The following is an 18,550-nucleotide window of genomic DNA, read 5'->3' on the forward strand; positions in this document are numbered from 1 at the left end:
TTGACGGACGCTGATGGACGTCGGCTGATGGGCGCCGGTTGACGGATGCTGTGGTCGTCGGCTGATGGACGCTGAAGGAGGCCAGCCGTGCGTGTCTCGGTCGCCTTGTTCACCCAGGACCTGCGGGTGCACGACAACCCGGTCCTGCGGGCCGCCCTGCGCGAAGCGGAACGCGTGGTGCCGCTCTTCGTCGTCGACGCCGGCATCCGCCGGACGGGTTTCGCCGTGCCCAACCGGGCGGCCTTCCTCGCCGACAGCCTGGCCGACCTCGACGCGGCGCTGCGCGCCCGGGGCGGCCGTCTGGTGGTGCGTACCGGTGACGTGGTCGAGGAGACGTGCCGGGTGGTGACGGAGACCGGGGCCGGAACGGTCCATGTCGCGGGCGGGGCGAGCCGTTACGCGACACGGCGCGAGGACCGGCTGCGCGCGGCGCTGACGGGTGACCGGTGCGGCCTGCGGATCCATGACGCCTCGGTGACGACCGTACCGCCGGGGGCACTGGTGCCCGGGGGCAAGGACCACTTCGCGGTTTTCACACCGTACTTCCGCAGATGGGAGGGCTTCTCGGTACGCGGCGTCCTTCCGGCTCCGGCCAGGGTGCCGGTGGCCGACGTGCGCTCGGCCGCGCTGCCGGACGCGGAGTCCCTCGCGCCGGGTTCCGTGTCGCCGGGGCTCCCCGCCGGCGGGGAGCCCGAGGGCCGCCGAAGACTGCGGTCGTGGCTGGCCGGTCCGCTGGAGCGGTACGCGGACCTGCACGACGACCTCGCCGCCGACGCGACCTCCAGGCTCTCCCCCTATCTGCACTTCGGCTGTCTGTCCCCGGTCGAACTGCTGGAGCGGGCCCGTGAGCACGGCGGTCCCGGGGCGCACGCCTTCGTCCGCCAGCTCGCATGGCGGGACTTCCACCACCAGGTCCTGGCCGCCCGCCCCGACGCGGCCCACCACGACTACCGCCCCCGGCACGACCGCTGGCGCCGGAACGCCGAGGAGACCGGGGCCTGGCGGGAGGGGCGTACGGGTTATCCGGTCGTCGACGCGGCCATGCGGCAGCTACGGCACGAGGGGTGGATGCCGGGGCGGGCCCGTCTGCTGGCGGCGAGCTTTCTCACCAAGACGCTGTACGTGGACTGGCGGGTGGGGGCGGAGCACTTCCTGGGGCTGCTGGTGGACGGCGATGTCGCGAACAACCAGCTCAACTGGCAATGGGCCGCCGGCACGGGCACCGACACCCGGCCGAACCGGATCCTCAACCCCCTCGTCCAGGCTCGGCGGTTCGACCCCGGCGGCGAGTACGTACGCCACTGGCTTCCCGAACTCCGGGATCTCGACGCCGCGTCGATCCACCGCCTGGCCCGCCCCGGCGAGGCCGCCCGTACCGGCCGCCGCACGGGCACGGACTACCCGGCCCCGATCGTGGACTTGGCGGAGGCCGCGGACCGCTTCAAGCGGCTGCGGAACGGCGACTGACCCCTTCAGGGGCACCCTCGCGGCTCAGCGGCTGGGTTGGCGGGGTTCGTCGATGACCGGGTTCTCCAGGGTGCCGATCTTTTCGATCTCGATGCGAACGGTGTCGCCGGCCTTGAGGTACATGCCGGGCCGGTGCCACGCGATGCCGCTCGGGGTGCCTGTGGCCAGTACGTCGCCGACCTCAAGAGTGAACGCGCTGGAGAGGTAGGCGACCTGCTCGTACAGGTTGAAGAGCATGTCCGCCGTATGTCCGTCCTGGCGCAGGTCGCCGCTGACGTACGTACGCAACCGCAGATCGAGCGGGTCACCGATCTCATCAGGGGTGACGATCCACGGACCGATCGGGCCGTGTGTGTCGAACGACTTGCTGACCACCATGCCTGGCTCAAGGGTCTGCCAGTCGCGCACGCTGACGTCGTCGATGATGGTGAATCCCGCGACGACGTCCAGCACCGCCTTCTTCTCGTTCGGGACGTCCTTGCAGCGCTTGCCGATCACCAGACCGAGTTCGCCCTCGTAGTCGACCTCGTCCGGGGCGATCGCCGGGATCCAGATCGGATCGCCGGGGCCGATGACGCAGGTCTGCTGTTTGTTGAACCATGCCTGGCGGGTCGGCCGGTCCATATGGGTCTCTTCAAGGTGCGCGGCATAGTTGTAGCCGATGGCGAGGAACTTGGGCGGCCTGGGGACCGGAGCGCACAGCTTCACCTGCGAAAGGGGCAGCCTCGGGGCCGAGTTGGCGGCGGCCGACACCTGTCTCGGGTCGCGCGTCAGCAGTTCGATCATCGTGTCCAACGTCGGATCGGCCGCGGTCAGGTCCACCACCGCGTCGCCGTCGACAAAACCGACATGCTGTCCGGCGCCGGCGCCGGCGCCGACGTCGAATGTCGCGAGTTTCATCGCTGCACCTCCTCAGCGTTGCCATGCGACCGGCTTCCGCCGATCGAGGGCATACCACTTTCAAGTACGCCTTGGATGCTGATCTCCGGCAACTCGGAAAACCGGGTCTGGGACGAGCCGCTGTTCTCCCGCACCTTCGCGGGGTCCGGTCGCACGCCCACAAAGGGGGACGTGCGTGACACGGTGGCCGACGCCGTGCAGCGGGAGCCGCAGTCCGGAACCGCTGCGTGATCATCGGACATGAAGGCGATTTAGTCCCGCGACGTTCACACCCCGGACATGAGCGACGGCCTGCGCGGATGCCGTCCGGTGCGATCGTGTGCCGTGGGTCGCCGAGCGCGCTCGAAAGCGCGCGGACGCGCGTGATCCGGGTGGGTCCGGTACCCCGTCCGACGATGCTCGAGCAACGGCGAGGAACCGATGAACCCGAGCGACACCGGCCGGCCCGAACAGGCCGCCGCCGAAGGCGACACCGACACCGCGGCCGAGGTCAAGCCGCTGCTCGACGCTCCGCAGACGCCCGCGGCTGCGGTGGCGATGTGGATCTTCGTCGTCGGCCCGGTGATCTGCCTGCTCGTCGTGGTGCCGCTGGTGTGGGGATGGGGCTTGTCGGCGCTGGACGTCGGCATGGCCGTGGTCGCCTACCTCGTGTCCATAGCCGGCCTCACGGTCGGCTATCACCGCCTCTTCACGCACCGTTCGTTCAAGGCGAAGCGAGGCCTGCGCATCGCCCTGGCCGTCGCGGGCTCGCTGGGGGTCGAGGGCTCGCCGGTCCAATGGGTGGCGAACCACCGCCGCCACCACGCCTTCGCCGACCGCGAGGGTGACCCGCACTCGCCGTGGCGCTTCGGAACGGACACGCGCGCGCTGCTCAAGGGGCTTCTCCACGCGCACGTCGGGTGGATGCTGAAGCGTGAACTGAGCAACCGGGCCAGGTTCGCGCCCGACATCGCCGCCGATCCCGATCTGCGGCTGATCGGTCGGCTCTTCGGGCCGCTGACCGCCGTCTCGCTCCTGGCCCCGGCGCTGGTCGGCGGGCTCGTCACCGGCACCTGGACCGGCGCGCTGACCGGGTTCTTCTGGGCCGGCGTGATGCGGATGGCGCTGCTGCACCATGTCACCTGGTCGGTGAATTCGGTCTGCCACGTCGCGGGTCGGCGTCCGTTCGCCAGCCGGGACAAGGCCACCAACTTCTGGCCGCTCGCGCTGATCTCCTTCGGCGAGAGCTGGCACAACTCGCATCACGCCGACCCCACGGGCGCGCGCCACGGCGTGCTGCCGGGCCAGATCGACCCGGCGGCCCGTCTGATCTGGATATTTGAGAAGCTGGGCTGGGTCCACGACGTCCGCTGGCCGAGCGCGGACCGCCTCAACGCCCGACTGCTCCCCGAACCGTCCGGCCCGCATAAGTCCGCAGCCTTGTGAACCAGTCGCCCCAGTTGAGAGCAAACGTGTACTGCTGATGTGATTGGCCGTGCACACTTGGTGCGGGGCGTGAAGTCCGCCCGTATGGCGGTCTCAACCATAGGAGTCGGCTTGGTACCCCGTACGGGAACAGGCCGTTGTGCCGCGCTGCTGCTGACTGTTGCACTAGGGGCGGGAGTGCTCATCGGACGCGACTCCCTTCTTCTGGACGCCGCGCTCAACCGCGGCTGTGAGAACACCGAGAACCGGGTCAAAGAGTTGGAGTCGCACGACATCCTCGACTCCCGGCCCGAAGGAACCGTCGTACCTCAGGGCTTCGAGGATCTTGAGTCCGGCTGCTGGGCGGACAGCGGCGACGCCTGGGTATACGCCGACCGGACCTACGTATTCCCTGGTGACAAGGCCGAAGTGACCCAGTACTACCGGGCGGCGGCGGAGCGCGACGGCTGGGAGCTGTCTCAGACCTCCGCGAAGGCGTCCAAAGCAGAGAGCCCCGCGGATCTGTGCTTCACGCTCGGCAAGGGGGACAGCACGACGACGCTGGACGTCTACTTCCTGACCGAGGAAACCCTCGACGCGGAAGAGCGCAAGGCCGGGCCCGAATTCAACTCTGGATCCGGCTACCGTGTGGCCATCAACTCCCCGGCAGACGGTTCCACGACCGGATGCTCGGACTGAAGCCGGCCCGCTGTGCGGAAGGCGCCAGGGTCGGGGATCTGGCTTGCGTGCCTGCCCGAACTGCTGCCGCAGCCGCTCAGGTACGGGCCGTAGCCACCGTTCGGCAGGTACGGCCCGCTGAACTTCCGCTCCGTGTCCGTCAGTTGCCCAGTTGCGCTCGCGTTACGCCCCGACACGGATGTCGGCGTAGTCCAGCGTGATGAAGGGGTCGGCGCGCAGGCCCCGTCCCTCGGGGGCGGGGACGAAGACGCGGCGGCGGGTGGGGAAGACCAGTCCCGAGAACTCCTGGTGGCCGTCGATCATGTGCACCGCCGGAATGCCGCCCGTCACGCGCGGCGCGTAGTCCATGCGGCGCTGAAGGCCCTGCTCGTCGTAGTAGAAGGTCTGGTTCCTGGTGTGGACCGTGATGTCGTCCGGGAAGGTGACACCGAGGCGTCGCCACCCGCCGCTGAGGCCGGGCCGGAGGTCCAGGGCCGGCTGCTCCGGTGGCAGGTCCCGGACCTGCACGCCCGGCAGGGTCAGCAGGTAGGGCGCGGTGAGGTAGTTCCAGGTGGCGTAGCCGATGAAATACAGGGCGTGCAGCGTGTCCCACGGGGTGTCCGTCCTGAACCCGTCGAATGAGGCGAGGGGATCGCGGCGCTCCCGTACCGTACGTCCGTCCTCGTCGACGACCGACACCTGCTCAGGGGTGAAGATGCCCCGCAGTCCGGGCTCGGTGTAGTCGCGGAGGACGGTACGTTGCGTGCCGAAGTCGACCGTGACCTCATGGCTGCCGAGGACGCCGGGCACCTGGTGCAACGACCACATGGGTCCGCCGATGAGCATCCCCGCCGTTACTGATGTGACCTTGCGCCAGCGTTCCTCGCCACCGTGTGCTTCCAGTACGAGATCCAGAAGATGTGTCATTGTCGCGTCCTTCCCTTGGTCCCCTGCCTTGGTCCCCTGCCTTGGTCCCCTGCCTTGGTCCCCTGCCTTGCGCCTCATGCCTCATACCTGTGTGAACTGCGGGTAGAGGGCTTCGACACCGAGCGAGAGTCCTGCCTTGATCTGCCGGGTGAGGGCGTCGGCGACCACTTCCAGTCGGCCCTTCTCGACACCTTCGAGGGCGATCCTGGCGATGTCGGCCGGGTCGGCCTTCTCGACGCCGTCGAGGCCGGCGATCATGTCGGTGTCCATGTAGCCGACGTGCAGCGCGGTCACCTGGGTCTTCTGGTCGGCCAGCTCCACGCGCAGGGAGTTGGTGACGGACCACTCGGCGGCCTTGGCCGCGCAGTATGCCGCCTGGTGCGGAACCGAAGCCCAGGACAGTACGGACAGGACGTTGAGGATCGCCCCGCCCCCGTTGCGGGCCAGGGCCGGCACGAAGGCGCGGGTCACGTCGAGGGTGCCGAGCACGTGGGTGTCGTACTCAAGGCGGTAGGTGTCGAGGTCGCCCTCCAGGACGCTGGTGGGCGTGAGGATTCCGGCGTTGTTGATCAGCAGGGTGACGTCCTGCGCCCGCTCGGCGGCGGCGCGGACCGAGGCGTGGTCGGTGATGTCGAGCTGGACAGGGACGGCGCCTTCGGCGGTGACGGTACGGGGATCGCGGGCCGCCGCGTACACCTTGCTCGCACCGGCTTCGAGAAGGGCGCGGACGAACTCGGCGCCAAGGCCGCGGTTGCCGCCGGTCACGAAAGCGACGGAGCCGTTGAGAGTCATGAGCTGGGCTTCTTCCTGTCCGGGGGACGGAGGGGGAATGCCGCGGGACGCAGCCGGGCCGTGCCGGGCGAACGCCCCGAGCACAGCGAGAAACCGATCGGTTTCCTTCTTTCGTCCCACTGTAAACCGATCGGTTTCCGTTGTCGAACGCGGGGTAACCTCGATGCCATGACCATCGACAAGGCCGCATCCGACGTGGTGCCCGAGACCTCGGAGGCAACCGCAACCGCAACCGCCGTCGCCTCAAGCGCCTCACAGCGGGAACGGCTCCTGAACGCCGCGGTCGACCTCTTCTACCGCCACGGCGTCGGCGTGGGCGCCAACGCGCTGTGCAAGAGCGCCGGGATCTCCAAGAAGTCGATGTACCAGCTCTTCGACAGCAAGGACGCCCTGCTCGTGGCCGCACTGGAGCGCCGCGTACTCGCCGACGCGGCCTTCCTGCTGCCCCCGCCCGATTTCGGCCCGAGCCCTCGCGCCCGACTGCTCCATGTCTTCCGGCAACTGGAGAAGTTCGCCCAGTCACCGGACTACATGGGGTGCGCGTTCCTCGCGCCGCAGGTGGAACTGAAGGACTCCGCCCACCCCGCCAGCCTCGTGGCGGCCCGCGTCAAGCGGCAGCACCTGGAGGGCTTCTTCCGTACCGAGGCGGAGCGCGGAAACGCCACCGACCCCGACTTCCTCACCCGCCAACTCGCCGTCCTCTACGACGGAGCGAGCACCCGCGCCGGCATCGGCGCGGACGACCTCCGGGGCCTGGCGGTCACCACCGCCGAGACCCTCATCGAAGCCGCGGGCGTCACGGACTGACCTTGCTCCGGTGGCTCATGGACAACTGCTAGGATCCGGTCGCTTGTTCGGGGGTGGGGGCCCTCCGTGGGGAGGGGAATCAAATGACTCGTCATATTTTCGTGCGTGGCTCCCTTGCCACCATCACCGGGCTGGCGCTCTCCATGTCCGCCGTGCCACTGGTGGCGCCCGCGCACGCGGAGACCGCAACCGAGATCATCGTTCCGGCCACCGTGCGCACGACCCCGCGCACCGCGTATCCGCAGAGCGCGGGGGCCTCTGGCTTCCTGGAGTACCGTTCCACCGACGAGGGCCATGGCCTCTGGTGGACCGGTTACGACGGCAGCCGGAAGCCGGTGCCGGGAGGCGATCGCCTCGGGCCGCGCACCCGGGGTGAATACGGCACCGGTTCGGACGTCGTCGCCCTTCCGTCCCAGAACGGTGGCGGGCAGGTCCTGCTCCGGGACATGGGAACCGGTATGACCGAGACCGTGGCGATTCCGGCGGGCCAGAGCTATCTGCAGACGTACGGACGCACGGTCCTGACCGGCACTTCGACGGGTGGGGAGCGGACTGGGCTGTTCCTGCTGCGCGACGAGAACGGCAGCACGGTGCAGAAGCCCGTCACCGGATTCCCGGACGGGACGGTCTTTCCCTCTCACCCCACGGGTTCCGCCTCCGGCATTCTCGTCAACTTCTACGGCCCGGAGCGGGTCCTCCGGTACGCCTGGGTGGATACGGAGACCGGCGCCGCCACGCTCCTGTCTCCGCAGGTGGCGAACACGGACGTCGTGGTGGGCCCCGATTATCTGGTCAGCCGGTACACCACGTCCCGGGTGCGGGTGTACGCCGAGGGTGCCTACGACGCCCCCACGCACGAGGTCCTGTTCCCCTACAACTCCGCGAACAAGATCCTCGGCGTCGTCGGTGACGCTGTCGTCGTGGCGCGGCGCGGCGGCTCCTCCGTCTGGAGTGTGTCCGCGCTCCCCTTCGACGGCTCCGCCGAACTGCCCCTGGCCGAGCGGGCGGACCCCGAAGCCGTCGTCACGCCCGACGGCGGCCTGGTCCTCGCCGGCGGAAAGTCCTCGCTGGACTACGGCATCGCCAAGGTCGAGGCGGGGCCCGACGGTCTGCCCCGGACGCACCGGATCGCGGACCTCCCGGCCGTGCCGATGGGGATCGAGTCGCTCGATCTCAGCGGCGGTGAACTGATGACGTACGAGTCCGGCGACGGGGCGACGCACCTGTACAGCCGCTCGCTGACCGTGAACGGGACCCTGACGGCGGGTACGCGCACGGACCGGGGGCCGACCCCGAGGTGCGGGACCATGAACGGGGATTACGGGTCCTGCCCCTGGCTCGTGGGTACCGGTGACGGGCGGGCGGTCTCCCACAACGCGGCCGGAGAGATCCACGTCCTGGACCGGGGCCGACAGACCCCCGGCACCAGGCTCGCCTCCGGCCTCCGCGACACCCATGGTCTCGTGGACGTCCAGGGCCGGTACGCGGCCTGGTGGGGACCCCTGTCCGCGGGAGACGGCCTGACAGTGGCGGATCTGGACACGCGGAAAACCGTGCTCACCCGCGCGGGCGCGGCCGGTGCGGCCCCCACCGCCCTGTGGGGGGAAACGCTCTGGACGTGGTCCGCCGGCGGCGGTGTGACGGCCACGGAGGTGCGTTCGGGCACCACGATCACGTCGTTTCGGCTGGCCGCCGGCTGCGGTGCGGGGGGATCTCCAGGCGGTGGGGCGCTGGGTGTACTGGTCCGGCTGGTGCGCCAGTTCCCAGGGGAGCGAGCCGAGAGCCTACGTGTACGACACCCGCAGGAAGACGCTCATCGCCGCTCCGGCCGGCGGAGACCAGCGCCTGGGTGACGGTTTCCTGGTCACCCGTGACGCCAAGGCCGGGGCGCTGACCCTCACGGATGTCAGAAGCGGCTCCGCGGTGAGCCGGTCCCTGGCCGCCCGGACCGGAAAGTGGGACGTCGATCCGTACACCGGCCTGGTCGGTTACGTCGACCCCGCCTCCCAGGACATCCACGTCGTACGGAGCGGCATCCCCGCCACGGACATCGCGGTCCTCGGAGCGAAGACGGAACCTTCGGTCAGCGCGCTGAGCTCGACCTCCCTGTGGGACGGCACATGGTGGCTGTCAAAACCGGCCGCGTCGTGGACGTTGGCGCTCAAGAACAAGGCGACCGGTGCCACCGTGCGCACCCTGTCCGGCGGTGCCGCGCACGACGCGGTCCACGCGTCCTGGAACGGCAGGACGTCGACGGGCGCGTATGTGCCGAACGGCACGTACACCTGGACACTGACGGCGGCCCCGGCGGACAGGCAGGGCACGTCGGCAACGGCGTCCGGCTCGCTGAAGCTGACCGGTGGCGCCTCCGTGAGGCGCGACCACGTCGGGTCCGACGGTATCGGCGACCTGCTCACGCTCACCCCTTCGGGCGCGCTCACCTTCCACCAGGGCGACGGCGCCGGGAAGTTCCCGGCGAGGACGACGGCCTCGGGCTGGTCGGCCTCGATCAGCGCGGTGCCGTTCGGGGACCTGAACGGTGACCGCTGCAACGACGTGCTCGTACGGCTGAGCAGCGGTGCGCTGCGGGCGTACCGGCCGGGGTGCGGGAAGGCCCTGACGACATCAACGCCGTACACCACGCTGGCACCGTCCGGCTGGAACCAGTACAACGTGCTGACCTCACCGGGCGACCTCACCGGTGACGGCCGGGCGGATCTGATCGTCCGTCAGACGTCCACCAGCGACATCTATCTGTACAAGGCCACGAGCAGCGGAAAGTTCGCGCCACGGGTGAAGATCTTCTCCAAGTGGTCCGGCTACAAGAAGATCATTGGTGTCGGCGACCTCAACGGTGACGGGTACGGGGACCTGCTGGCGCAGGACACGTCGAACGAGCTGTGGCGGTACGCGGGCACGGCGACCGGCGGCTTCAGGGCGCGGGCGAAGGTGGCCGACAACTGGGGTGCCCCCTACAACGTCGTGGTGGGCGCCGGCGACCTCACCGGGGACGGGAAGGCGGACATCGTCTCCCGCGACACCGCCGGAAAGCTGTGGCGCAACAACGGCGACGGCAAGGGCTCGATCGGCCCCCGAGTTGAGATCGCCACTGGCTGGCAGGTCTACAAGGCTCTGTACTGACTGACGGGCCGACACCGGGGGGTGCACAACACCGAGGGCGCCCGGAACTGGGGGGTGCCGGGGACCTTGCGGTTCCGGGCGCCCCCTCCGGCGTACGTACCGGAACCGCAACCACCCTCCGGAAACCCGCCGTTGCTCATCCCCTGCGCCAGGCGCCGAGCAGTTCCTCGGGGCCGTACGCCGCTTGGAGCCCGGAACAGCTCGTCCCGTTGCGGGAGACCGCCACGAGCGGTACCGGCTCGTCGGTGATGGCCGCCCGGTGCTTCTGCAGCGCCGCCAGGTCGTGGCTGTCGAATGTGGAACGCTCCAGCCACTTGATCGAGCCGAGGAACAGCAACCGCTTGGCCACCGGCTGCCGGTCGGCGCCCACGAGGTCGATCTCGACGTCGTTGCTGCGGGTCCAGTACCCGCCGATCGCGGGGGCGGCGGGCAGCGGGCCGTCCGGCAGGAGACGGGCGAGGGATTCCCGGACCAGGGGCTCGATCGCGCGGCCCCGCCAACTCGTCCACCGCTCCTTGATCCGGTTCAAGGTGAGATCTCCCCGCCTGCGCTCGATCTCCGCCATGTGCGGATTCAGAAACGCCAGCCAGAACCGCAGGTAGGGGTCGGCCACCCGGTAGCGGCGTTCTTTCGACGGCCGGAGTGAGAGTGGCAGTTCGGCGGCCACCACCCGTTTCTCGGTCAGGACATCCGTGGCCCGGGTGAGAGTGGTGTGGGCGATACCGCCGGCGGCGCGCGCGATATTGGTGAATGTCCGCTCCCCGCTTCCGATCGCCCGCAGAACCTCCCTGCTCATCGCCTGAGGTGGAAACTCCGCGGCGAGTGAGCGTTCGGCGGAGACCAGCAGCGCCGAGATCGGGTTCTCCAGCGCCTCGTGGAGGAACCCCCAGACGTCCGCCCCGGGCCGCCACTCCTCGCAGATCAGCGGGAGACCGCCGGTGATCAGGGCGGCGTCGAACGCGGCCGCCGGAGAGAGTCCGAGCATCTCGCCGATGTCGGCCGGGGTCAGCGGCCCCACGACCATTTCCCGGCCGCGCTGGTGGAAGGGGCGGTCGTAGCTGTTCAGCGCTTCCATCATCGACAGGTCGGATCCGACGAGGAGGAGGAGTACGGGCTTGCGGCTGAGCAGGCGGTCCCATGCGCGCTGAAGCATGCCCTCGAAGGCGTCGATGCGGTCCATGAGGTACGGCACCTCATCGATGACGACCACGCTCGGACTGTCGTCGGGCAGGATCTCCGCCAGCAGTCTGAAGGCGGCGTTCCACTGCGCGGGGGTCTCCTCCGAGAAGAGTCCCCGCTCCGGAAGCGTGGATCTGGCGACGGCGTCGAGCAGCTCCGCCAGTTCGTCCTCCGCCGTGCCGCCCGCCGCGGTGAAGAAGAGATACGGCGTCCCGGTGCGCCGGAGGAACTCCTCGACCAGGCTGGACTTGCCGACCCGCCGCCGTCCCCGCATGAGGATGCACTGGCCTGGTTTCGCGGATCCGGCGGCATCGCCCACCGCTCGGAAGGCGTTGCGGAGCACGTCCAGCTCGTGGCCTCGCCCGATGAAACGACGCATGGGACACCCCCGTAAATGATAGTAGCGATAGAGATAGTATCCTCATCGCTACTATCACAGGACGCTAGGCGCTCTCCGGGTGCCGAACGGCGAAACTGTCCAGGACGCGCGCCAGCGCCCGGTCGAAGACGGCGTCCAGATCGATCGGCCCCGAGTCCTCCGCGAACGCCGCCGCCAGTCGTGGATAGCGGCCGGAGGTGATCTCGCGCCCCATGTAGGCGATGCGTACGGCGTGCTCCTGCTCCGCGGACCAGGGCAGGGACCTGGTGCGCTCGGCGGTCTGCAGCTCATTGGCGACATAGGTGGTCACGACGCCGTTGACCATCGCCACCAGCTCCATCTTCTCGCCGTAGGGCGCGTCGAGAGGATCCAGGCAGGTCAGGCTGTATTCGAGGTACCGCATCGCGTTCGGGCTGAATCCGTAGACCGCCGACATCAGCCGCGCCATCCAGGGGTGCGCGCGCATGATCGCGCGGGCCCGGTGCGCGAGGGCGGTCAGGTCGGCCCGCCAGTCCCCGGACGGCTTCTCGGGCAGGTCGTACTCACCGGCGACCCGGTCGGCCATCAGCTCGTACAGATCCTCCTTGCGCGGCACGTAGTTGTAGAGCGACATCGTGCCGCATCCCAGTTCGGCGGCGACATGACGCATGGTCACGGCGTCGATGCCGCCCGCGTCGGCGACGCGGACGGCCGCCGCCGCGATGTCGGCGCGGCTGAACGCCGGCTTGGGGCCGCGTCCTGACCGCTCCGGGCGTGCCCAGATCACTTGGGGTTCAGCAGGTCGCCCCGCCATTGATCATCACCTCGTCCACCATCTTAGTTACGTACAACGTACGCAGTGAGGTACCGTGGGCTGCATGACAACTACGTACGACGTACTTAGTGAAGGTCTGGAGAAGCGGTTCGGCTCCGGCCGTGTGCATGCCCTGCGCGGGCTGGATCTCGCAGTCGCCCAGGGCACCGTCTGCGGAGTGCTCGGACCGAACGGCGCGGGCAAGACCACCGCCGTACGGATCCTGACCACCCTCACCACGCCCGACGCCGGCACCGCCCTGGTGGCCGGACACGATGTGACCCGCGATCCGGGCGCGGTGCGCCGGTCGATCGGTGTCACGGGTCAGGACGCCTCGGTGGACGGCGAGTTGACCGGCCGTGAGAACCTCCGGCTCTTCGCCCGACTGCTCCGTATCAGAGGCGCCGCGGGGCGGGCCCGCGCCGATGAGCTGCTGGAGCGCTTCGAGCTGACGGACGCCGCCGACCGCGCGGTACGGACCTACTCGGGCGGGATGCGGCGGCGCCTGGATCTGGCCGCCGGTCTGCTGACCCGTCCCCGGGTGCTCTTTCTCGACGAGCCGACCACCGGACTCGATCCGCACAGCAGGAACCAGATCTGGGACGCCGTACGGGAACTCGCCGGCCGGGGCACGACCGTTCTGCTGACCACGCAGTATCTGGAGGAGGCCGACCGGCTGGCCGACGACATCGTGCTGATCGACCGGGGCCGTGCCGCCCACCGGGGCAGTCCGGCCGGGCTGAAGTCGCTGATCGGCTCGTACGCGGAGGTGGTGCTCGCCGGGGAGACGACGGGGCGGGCCGCCGAGGAGGCGCTCGCCATGGCCGCGGGCGTGCTCGACCGGCTGACCGGCTCGGAGCCGGTGCTCGACCGGGAACGCCGTACGGCGGGAGCCGCGACGACGGACCCCGCGCTGACCCTGCCCCGGCTCGTGAGGGAACTGGACGCGGCGGGTGTGCCGGTGGCCGACGCGAGCCTGCGCGCGCCGACGCTCGACGAGGTCTTCCTACGACTGACCGGCCGCGCCACGGACCGCGGCGCGGACACCCGCCGCCACCACGGAGAGGAGCACGCGGCATGAGCGCCGTCGGGTACGGGACGGGGACTGTCCTCTACGAGACGGGGACCGTCCTCGGACGTCATCTCCAGCGGATCAGGCACGCGCCGGGCGTGGTGATCCTCACCCAGACCATGCCGATCAACATGCTGCTCTTCTTCGGCTATGTCTTCGGCAGCGCGCTGGCGACGCCCGGCGAGCAGTACCGCGCCTTTCTGGTGCCGGGACTGCTCGCCTCGACGGCCGCGGGCGGCATCATGACCGGGATGTTCCAGGCCGCACAGGACGTACAGCGCGGAGTCATGGACCGGTTCAGGACGATGCCGATGAGCAGGGTCGCCGTACCGCTCGGACAGACCGCCGCGGATGTGCTCACCACGGCCGTCGGGATGGTGCCCCTGATTCTGGTGGGGCTCGCGGTGGGCTGGCGGATCGACGGCTCGGTGCCCGGCGCGTGCGGCGCCTTCGGGCTGCTGCTGCTTTTCCGCTTCGCGGCCAACTGGCTCGGCACCTGTCTCGGACTGCTCATCCGGAACGAGGAGGCGGCCGGTCAACTGGGCGCCGCGACCTTCGTCCTGCCGCTGCTCTCCAACGCGTACATCCCCACAGCCGGGTTGCCGGACTGGCTGCGCACGGTCGCCGAGTGGAACCCGATCAGCGCGCTCGCCACGGCCGTCCGCGTTCTCTGCGACGACACGGCACGGCCGACGAACGCCGCCTGGCCGGTAACGCACCCGGTGCCTGGCACGCTGCTCTGGTCGCTGCTGCTACTCCTCCTGTTCGCCCCACTCGCCGTGCGCCGGTACGCCAACAGCCGGGAGTGAGCGACGGGCGCGCGTACCAATAGGCGAGCAGGCGCGGGCAAGGGTGAACGGGCGCCGAGGGTTCCACACGGGTTCGATGTCGGCGCGTGCGACAAGATGGAGCCTCCGATCGGTGGAGGGGGCGTTGGGGTGAGCTATGAACTGCAGGCAGTCATCGCCAAAGACGAGGTGCTCCGTTGCGCCTCAAGGGACTTTCCTGCCGCTCGGGTTGTCTCTCTCGGCCACGGCATGTCGCTGATGCCGATGACGGACCAGCTCTTCGATGCCTCAACGGATGGCACACAGAGCCCTTTGGGCTTCTGGCGACTTCCGGGAGGGTTCGACAGGCGGCTCGCGGACTGGTCAGCCGCGGGACCGGTGGCCTACGTGGAAGCCGAGTACTTCGGCGGTGTAGGCGACCAACGCGCTGCCGTCTGGGCCGACGGGGCTGTCGTACTGGGACCGGTCCATGTGCCGGAGGGTCAGCCCTTCGGATCTGCCGGCAGCCCGATCTCGCAGGCCCTGCGGATGCTGGGTGTGGTGGCAGACGCGGCCACGGACGAGTTCGCAGCCGTAGGGCTGGACCGCCACCGACACGGCGAGGACTGGATTGAACAATCTCGGCATGCCTGAGAGTTCATCTCAATTGGCAGACTTGCTCATTGGTGCAGGTGGGACAGGAGCCCTTCATTCACGGGGTAGGGACGTTCACGGGGCAGGAGTTGCCGTGCGGCGTCCAAATCTCCGTTCCGTACATGCGTGTGGATCATGTGGGCGAGCGGCGTGACGTCAGTGATGGAGACGGTCCACTCATCGGCGTACAGACGTGCGGCTTCGCCGGAGAGTCCTAGCTGGAGTGACCGGTGGGCAAGCGGCTCAAGGTGCAGGTCACGTTCGGGGTCCCATTGCACCCGGGCCGGAGCCCGCTTCAATCGGCGCTTCCATGCGGCGCGGTCGGCGTGGAGTCCACGCTCGTAGTGGGACAGGCAGGCGTGTGACAGCGCCCACTCGAAGCCTTGGCGGGAGATTTCGACGGCGAGGACGGTCTCCTGGCCTTCTTTGGTGGCCCATCCGCAGCGGTACATCATCCACAGGAACGACGGCTTGATCCACGTCATCCGGTCCCGCTGCCACACTGCCGGGAAGCGCCCCTCACGGGCGGCCGGTACGGCAATCTCCGGGGCGTACGCCTGGTAGACAGTGACCGTGGAGTCCGAGTGCAGGGCTCGAATCTGGTGTTTGGGTTCTGCCACGGGGACCAGGGTGGGCGCACTGTTGTGCGCGCGCCATCGAATTACCGCAGCGCGAGGCCGCCGAGCCTCCGACCACCGGATGTTCCCACCGATGCGAAGGCTGTGGTCAAACGGTCCGTAGCCATGCGGGCGAAGGTCCGTGCGCCGTTGCTGTGGGCGTTCATGCCGATGGGCCGGTGCGGATCGCACCGGCCCATCGGGGGTTTCGGGTGTCAGTGGTGCCTGGCGCGGCGCTTACGGCTGGCGAGGACGACTGTCGCACCCGCGCCGAGCAGCAGGGCGACGAGGGCGAGGATCTCTCCCAGGTCGGACATGCCGGTGTTGGCGAGTGAACCCGGTGGCCGGCCGGCCGGTGCCGGGGTGTTGGGCGCCGGGCCCGTCGGCGGCACCGATGTCGGTGTCGGCGTCGGAGTCGGTGTCGGAGACGCGGATTCGGTCGGCGTGGGTGTCGGCGATGGCTCCTGCGGGACGTACACACCGGCGTCGATCGTGTGATCGACCCCTCCCGACGTGGCCGGTGCGGTGACCGGGGCGTATCCATTGCACAGTTGGCCGGTGGTCGGCGGGGTCACATTGGAGTCGTGCACCCGGTCGTCACCGACCTGTGGCAGGGTGAACCGCAGGTCGGTGGCGGCCGGTTGGCCCGGCACCTCGCTGGTGTCCGCGGTGCACACATCGAACTGCACGGTGTACTTGGCGCCCGGTGTCAGCTCGTAGTCCGCGCCGACACCACCGAAGTAGTACTCACCGGCGGCATCGGTCGTGGTCGTGGCGACCTTCTTGCCATCGGCGTCCAGCAGGTTGATCGTCGCGCCCGGCAGCAGCACATGCCCGGCGTCCTGGATGCCGTTGTGGTCGCCGTCGAACCACACCACGTTGCCGATCTGGATCGGCGCGTTCGCCGCGGCGTACGCGATGTCGCCGAGGCCGCCGGCCTTGCCGAACCCGTTCTCGTTCGGACCGATGAACTGGTAGGCGTTGGCGGCCGGGTCGTTGCCGGGGCCGAGGCCGGTGGCGATGTCGTAGTAGCCGGTGCCGTTGGTGATGACCTGGCCGGTCGGGTCCATCTGCGTGCTGACGACCCACTGCTGCTGCGGGATGTAGGCGACCGATCCCAGCGCGGACTCCTGGTGCGGCCCGGGCTGGGTCGAGGAGCCCCCGTTCGGGAAGAAGTCACCCGGGAAGTACTCGACGACGCTGCTGGGCTGGACCCCGTCGATCGCCGGGTCCGTGGCGTGGTCGGGGCAGTTCCCGGTGCCCTCCCACTCGTACCCGCCGGTGGGCGTGGCGCAGGCCATGCTGATGTCGCCGCCGGACATGCCGTTCTGCGGGGTGTCGTTGCCCGGCCGCGGGTCCAGCCCGCCCCAGCTCACGACGTCCATGAACCTGTCGCGGAAGCCGAGGACCATCGAGCCGTCGCGGGCGAAGGCCATACTGGCCAGTGCCGGCTGCGGATCGATCATCGGGCCGTTCACGTTGAAGGTGTCCCAGTCCTCCAGGTCGGTGTTCCACGGGTTCCAGTGGTTGACCTGGTCTCGGCCGGAGTTGCTGGTGAGCACGCTCCCGCGCTCGGCGGTCAGCGGCTGGGACAGCACAGTGGTGAACCGCTCGCCGTCATAGGTGGTGACGACGGCCTTCAGGTCCGCGCGCTGCTGTGTGCTCTCCGCGCTGCACACACCGCCCACGTACAGGGTGTTGTTGTGGGTGGCCAGGCTGAACGGACGCCAGTCCTCGGCCGACGCGCAGCCCGGGTCGGGGATCGGGACCGTCGTCTCGGGCGCCGATGCCGTGGACCCGGTCGCGTCGAAACCGACCAGGCTGCGGGTGCGCAGGTTCACCGCGTACAGCGTCGAGCCGTCTTCCGACAGGGCCAGGCCGCCGATGCTCTCCTTGCCCGGTACGTCGACGAACCCGGCGTCCTTGATCAGGTTGCCGGTGTCGTGCGGCGTCTCCGTGGCGTCCGGCACCTTCGCGAACAGCTTCGGGGCGCCCCCGCCGTCGGCCGGCACGGTGTAGATCGCGTCACCGCCGTCCGGCCCGTACGCGGTGTACCGCCGGGCGAACGCCGACTGGAACAGTTGCTCGCGGTACTTGTCGTAGGCCAGCCCGAAGGTCGTGCCCACCTGGTCCTGGGTGTTGAGCACCTCCGGGCACGCCTGCTGGTCGGGACAGTTGCCGCGGGCGTCCGTCCCGAACGCCACCAGTGCCCGGGTGTCCGTCCCGCCGGCACCGCTCTGGATCGGTACGAAGTGGCGGGAATCGGGCAGTGCGTAGTCGGCCGGGTTCCAGACCCCGGTGATCACCGAGTCGTCCTTGCCGTCCGAGACGTCCACGAACGTGGTGAAGCTGTCGAAGTGGTTCGGCGCGGTCGAGGCGGGCGCCGCCCGCAGATAGTCGCTGTACGGTGCCGGGACACTGACATCGACGCGGTACCGGCCGCCCGTCAGCTCGCCCGACGGCGGCACGACGACCTTTCCGGTGGCATCCGTGACACCGGTGACGTGATGGCCGGAGGGGTCGGCGACATCGACCTTCATCCCCCGCTGCGGCACGTCCATGGTCGAGTTGATCACGCCGGTACCGAAGAAGTCCCGCAGCACCTCGACGGTCAGGGTGCCGTCAGAGGCCGAAGCGCCGGCCTGCCCGGCGCTGGTCAAGACGGCGCCGGTGCCGCCCCCCACCAGTAACAGGCCGGACAGCCCGATCCGTACCAGTCCACGTAATGGCATGGCACTCCTTTACGTCGTCCTACGCTATCGCCAACGCGGCAAAAGCAAAGGTGAGCCTACAAGTTGACGGAACGTCATGTCTCGTGAACGGAGAGTTTGAGGGTGCCTCCGCGCAGACCTGTTACGCTCGCGCCGCGTGCGGAGTATCAGAACGCGGAGCGTCGACATCAAGCGGCAGGGCCTCCTGGGGCGCGAGGCAGACCGGCGCCGCCGGTGGCCAAGGTTACGCTGGGTGGCAGCC

At 69.3% G+C, this 18,550-nt stretch carries 17 protein-coding genes; 10 read left to right on the top strand and 7 right to left on the bottom strand.

Annotation, left to right across the window (positions count from 1 at the left end; genetic code table 11):
• The first annotated feature begins 87 nt into the window (after positions 1-87).
• Positions 88-1,467, top strand: a complete 1,380-nt coding sequence (locus KQY30_RS18805; protein WP_217307830.1) for a deoxyribodipyrimidine photo-lyase — start codon at positions 88-90, stop codon at positions 1,465-1,467.
• Positions 1,468-1,491: 24 nt separating this feature from the next.
• Here the strand turns inward: KQY30_RS18805 and KQY30_RS18810 are convergent, their stop codons facing one another.
• Entirely contained in the window at positions 1,492-2,367 is an 876-nt protein-coding gene (locus tag KQY30_RS18810) for a fumarylacetoacetate hydrolase family protein (RefSeq protein WP_217307831.1), read from the bottom strand.
• 75 nt (positions 2,368-2,442) lie between these two features.
• Here KQY30_RS18810 and KQY30_RS18815 point away from each other — a divergent pair, with 75 nt between their 5' ends.
• The 3 genes from KQY30_RS18815 (at position 2,443) to KQY30_RS18825 (ending at position 4,470) form a co-directional block, all read left to right on the top strand.
• Entirely contained in the window at positions 2,443-2,598 is a 156-nt protein-coding gene (locus KQY30_RS18815) for a hypothetical protein (protein ID WP_217311540.1), read from the top strand.
• Positions 2,599-2,787: 189 nt separating this feature from the next.
• A complete protein-coding gene (locus KQY30_RS18820) occupies positions 2,788-3,792 on the top strand; it encodes a fatty acid desaturase (protein WP_217307832.1) in 1,005 nt (334 codons plus the stop codon).
• Positions 3,793-3,969: 177 nt separating this feature from the next.
• The gene (locus tag KQY30_RS18825; protein WP_217307833.1) at positions 3,970-4,470 is read left to right on the top strand and encodes a hypothetical protein; all 501 of its coding nucleotides are present in this window, start codon (positions 3,970-3,972) and stop codon (positions 4,468-4,470) included.
• Positions 4,471-4,632: 162 nt separating this feature from the next.
• Here KQY30_RS18825 and KQY30_RS18830 read toward each other — a convergent pair whose 3' ends face one another.
• Together KQY30_RS18830 and KQY30_RS18835 are read right to left on the bottom strand one after the other, a co-directional pair.
• A complete protein-coding gene (locus KQY30_RS18830; protein WP_217307834.1) occupies positions 4,633-5,376 on the bottom strand; it encodes a hypothetical protein in 744 nt (247 codons plus the stop codon).
• Between the two features lie 81 nt (positions 5,377-5,457).
• Positions 5,458-6,168, bottom strand: a complete 711-nt coding sequence (locus KQY30_RS18835; RefSeq protein ID WP_217307835.1) for an SDR family oxidoreductase — start codon at positions 6,166-6,168, stop codon at positions 5,458-5,460.
• 168 nt (positions 6,169-6,336) lie between these two features.
• Between KQY30_RS18835 and KQY30_RS18840 the strand changes: the two genes are divergently transcribed.
• The 3 genes from KQY30_RS18840 to KQY30_RS18850 all read left to right on the top strand — a co-directional run bounded on the left by KQY30_RS18840 (position 6,337) and on the right by KQY30_RS18850 (position 10,116).
• Complete coding sequence (locus KQY30_RS18840; RefSeq protein ID WP_217307836.1) at positions 6,337-6,975, top strand: TetR/AcrR family transcriptional regulator; 639 nt, start codon at positions 6,337-6,339, stop codon at positions 6,973-6,975.
• Between the two features lie 83 nt (positions 6,976-7,058).
• On the top strand, positions 7,059-8,828 hold the full coding sequence (locus tag KQY30_RS18845) for a hypothetical protein (protein WP_217307837.1): 1,770 nt from the start codon (positions 7,059-7,061) through the stop codon (positions 8,826-8,828).
• Entirely contained in the window at positions 8,764-10,116 is a 1,353-nt protein-coding gene (locus KQY30_RS18850; protein ID WP_217307838.1) for an FG-GAP-like repeat-containing protein, read from the top strand. Before KQY30_RS18845 ends, KQY30_RS18850 begins: the two co-directional genes overlap by 65 nt.
• Before the next feature lie 136 nt (positions 10,117-10,252).
• Here the strand turns inward: KQY30_RS18850 and KQY30_RS18855 are convergent, their stop codons facing one another.
• On the bottom strand, positions 10,253-11,674 hold the full coding sequence (locus KQY30_RS18855; protein ID WP_217307839.1) for a DUF234 domain-containing protein: 1,422 nt from the start codon (positions 11,672-11,674) through the stop codon (positions 10,253-10,255).
• 64 nt (positions 11,675-11,738) lie between these two features.
• Positions 11,739-12,467, bottom strand: a complete 729-nt coding sequence (locus tag KQY30_RS18860; RefSeq protein WP_217307840.1) for a TetR/AcrR family transcriptional regulator — start codon at positions 12,465-12,467, stop codon at positions 11,739-11,741.
• A 64-nt stretch (positions 12,468-12,531) separates the two neighbouring features.
• On the opposite strand from KQY30_RS18860, the gene KQY30_RS18865 reads away from it, so the two are divergent.
• From KQY30_RS18865 to KQY30_RS18875, 3 genes are all read left to right on the top strand, one after another.
• Positions 12,532-13,548 carry an ATP-binding cassette domain-containing protein gene (locus KQY30_RS18865; protein WP_217307841.1) on the top strand — a complete coding sequence of 339 codons (1,017 nt, stop codon included), beginning with the start codon at positions 12,532-12,534 and terminating at the stop codon, positions 13,546-13,548.
• Complete coding sequence (locus KQY30_RS18870) at positions 13,545-14,348, top strand: ABC transporter permease (RefSeq protein WP_217307842.1); 804 nt, start codon at positions 13,545-13,547, stop codon at positions 14,346-14,348. Before KQY30_RS18865 ends, KQY30_RS18870 begins: the two co-directional genes overlap by 4 nt.
• A gap of 129 nt (positions 14,349-14,477) precedes the next feature.
• Positions 14,478-14,960, top strand: coding sequence for a hypothetical protein (locus tag KQY30_RS18875; RefSeq protein ID WP_217307843.1), 483 nt, complete (start codon positions 14,478-14,480; stop codon positions 14,958-14,960).
• Positions 14,961-14,986: 26 nt separating this feature from the next.
• Here KQY30_RS18875 and KQY30_RS18880 read toward each other — a convergent pair whose 3' ends face one another.
• Both KQY30_RS18880 and KQY30_RS18885 read right to left on the bottom strand, forming a co-directional pair.
• Positions 14,987-15,580 carry a DUF4291 domain-containing protein gene (locus tag KQY30_RS18880; RefSeq protein WP_217307844.1) on the bottom strand — a complete coding sequence of 198 codons (594 nt, stop codon included), beginning with the start codon at positions 15,578-15,580 and terminating at the stop codon, positions 14,987-14,989.
• Positions 15,581-15,792: 212 nt separating this feature from the next.
• Entirely contained in the window at positions 15,793-18,309 is a 2,517-nt protein-coding gene (locus tag KQY30_RS18885; RefSeq protein ID WP_217307845.1) for an SdrD B-like domain-containing protein, read from the bottom strand.
• Positions 18,310-18,550 lie beyond the last annotated feature (241 nt).

The organism is Streptomyces sp. GMY02, from assembly GCF_019056675.1.
Classification (GTDB): domain Bacteria; phylum Actinomycetota; class Actinomycetes; order Streptomycetales; family Streptomycetaceae; genus Streptomyces; species Streptomyces odonnellii.

Bases quoted from the DNA above. Each gene is read 5' to 3' on its own strand.
- KQY30_RS18835 (WP_217307835.1), bottom strand. From the start codon at position 6,168: ATGACTCTCAACGGCTCCGTCGCTTTCGTGACCGGCGGCAACCGCGGC.
- KQY30_RS18885 (WP_217307845.1), bottom strand. From the start codon at position 18,309: ATGCCATTACGTGGACTGGTACGGATCGGGCTGTCCGGCCTGTTACTG.
- KQY30_RS18815 (WP_217311540.1), top strand. From the start codon at position 2,443: ATGCTGATCTCCGGCAACTCGGAAAACCGGGTCTGGGACGAGCCGCTG.
- KQY30_RS18820 (WP_217307832.1), top strand. From the start codon at position 2,788: ATGAACCCGAGCGACACCGGCCGGCCCGAACAGGCCGCCGCCGAAGGC.
- KQY30_RS18855 (WP_217307839.1), bottom strand. From the start codon at position 11,674: ATGCGTCGTTTCATCGGGCGAGGCCACGAGCTGGACGTGCTCCGCAAC.
- KQY30_RS18840 (WP_217307836.1), top strand. From the start codon at position 6,337: ATGACCATCGACAAGGCCGCATCCGACGTGGTGCCCGAGACCTCGGAG.
- KQY30_RS18870 (WP_217307842.1), top strand. From the start codon at position 13,545: ATGAGCGCCGTCGGGTACGGGACGGGGACTGTCCTCTACGAGACGGGG.
- KQY30_RS18865 (WP_217307841.1), top strand. From the start codon at position 12,532: ATGACAACTACGTACGACGTACTTAGTGAAGGTCTGGAGAAGCGGTTC.
- KQY30_RS18845 (WP_217307837.1), top strand. From the start codon at position 7,059: ATGACTCGTCATATTTTCGTGCGTGGCTCCCTTGCCACCATCACCGGG.
- KQY30_RS18810 (WP_217307831.1), bottom strand. From the start codon at position 2,367: ATGAAACTCGCGACATTCGACGTCGGCGCCGGCGCCGGCGCCGGACAG.
- KQY30_RS18860 (WP_217307840.1), bottom strand. From the start codon at position 12,467: ATGGCGGGGCGACCTGCTGAACCCCAAGTGATCTGGGCACGCCCGGAG.
- KQY30_RS18830 (WP_217307834.1), bottom strand. From the start codon at position 5,376: ATGACACATCTTCTGGATCTCGTACTGGAAGCACACGGTGGCGAGGAA.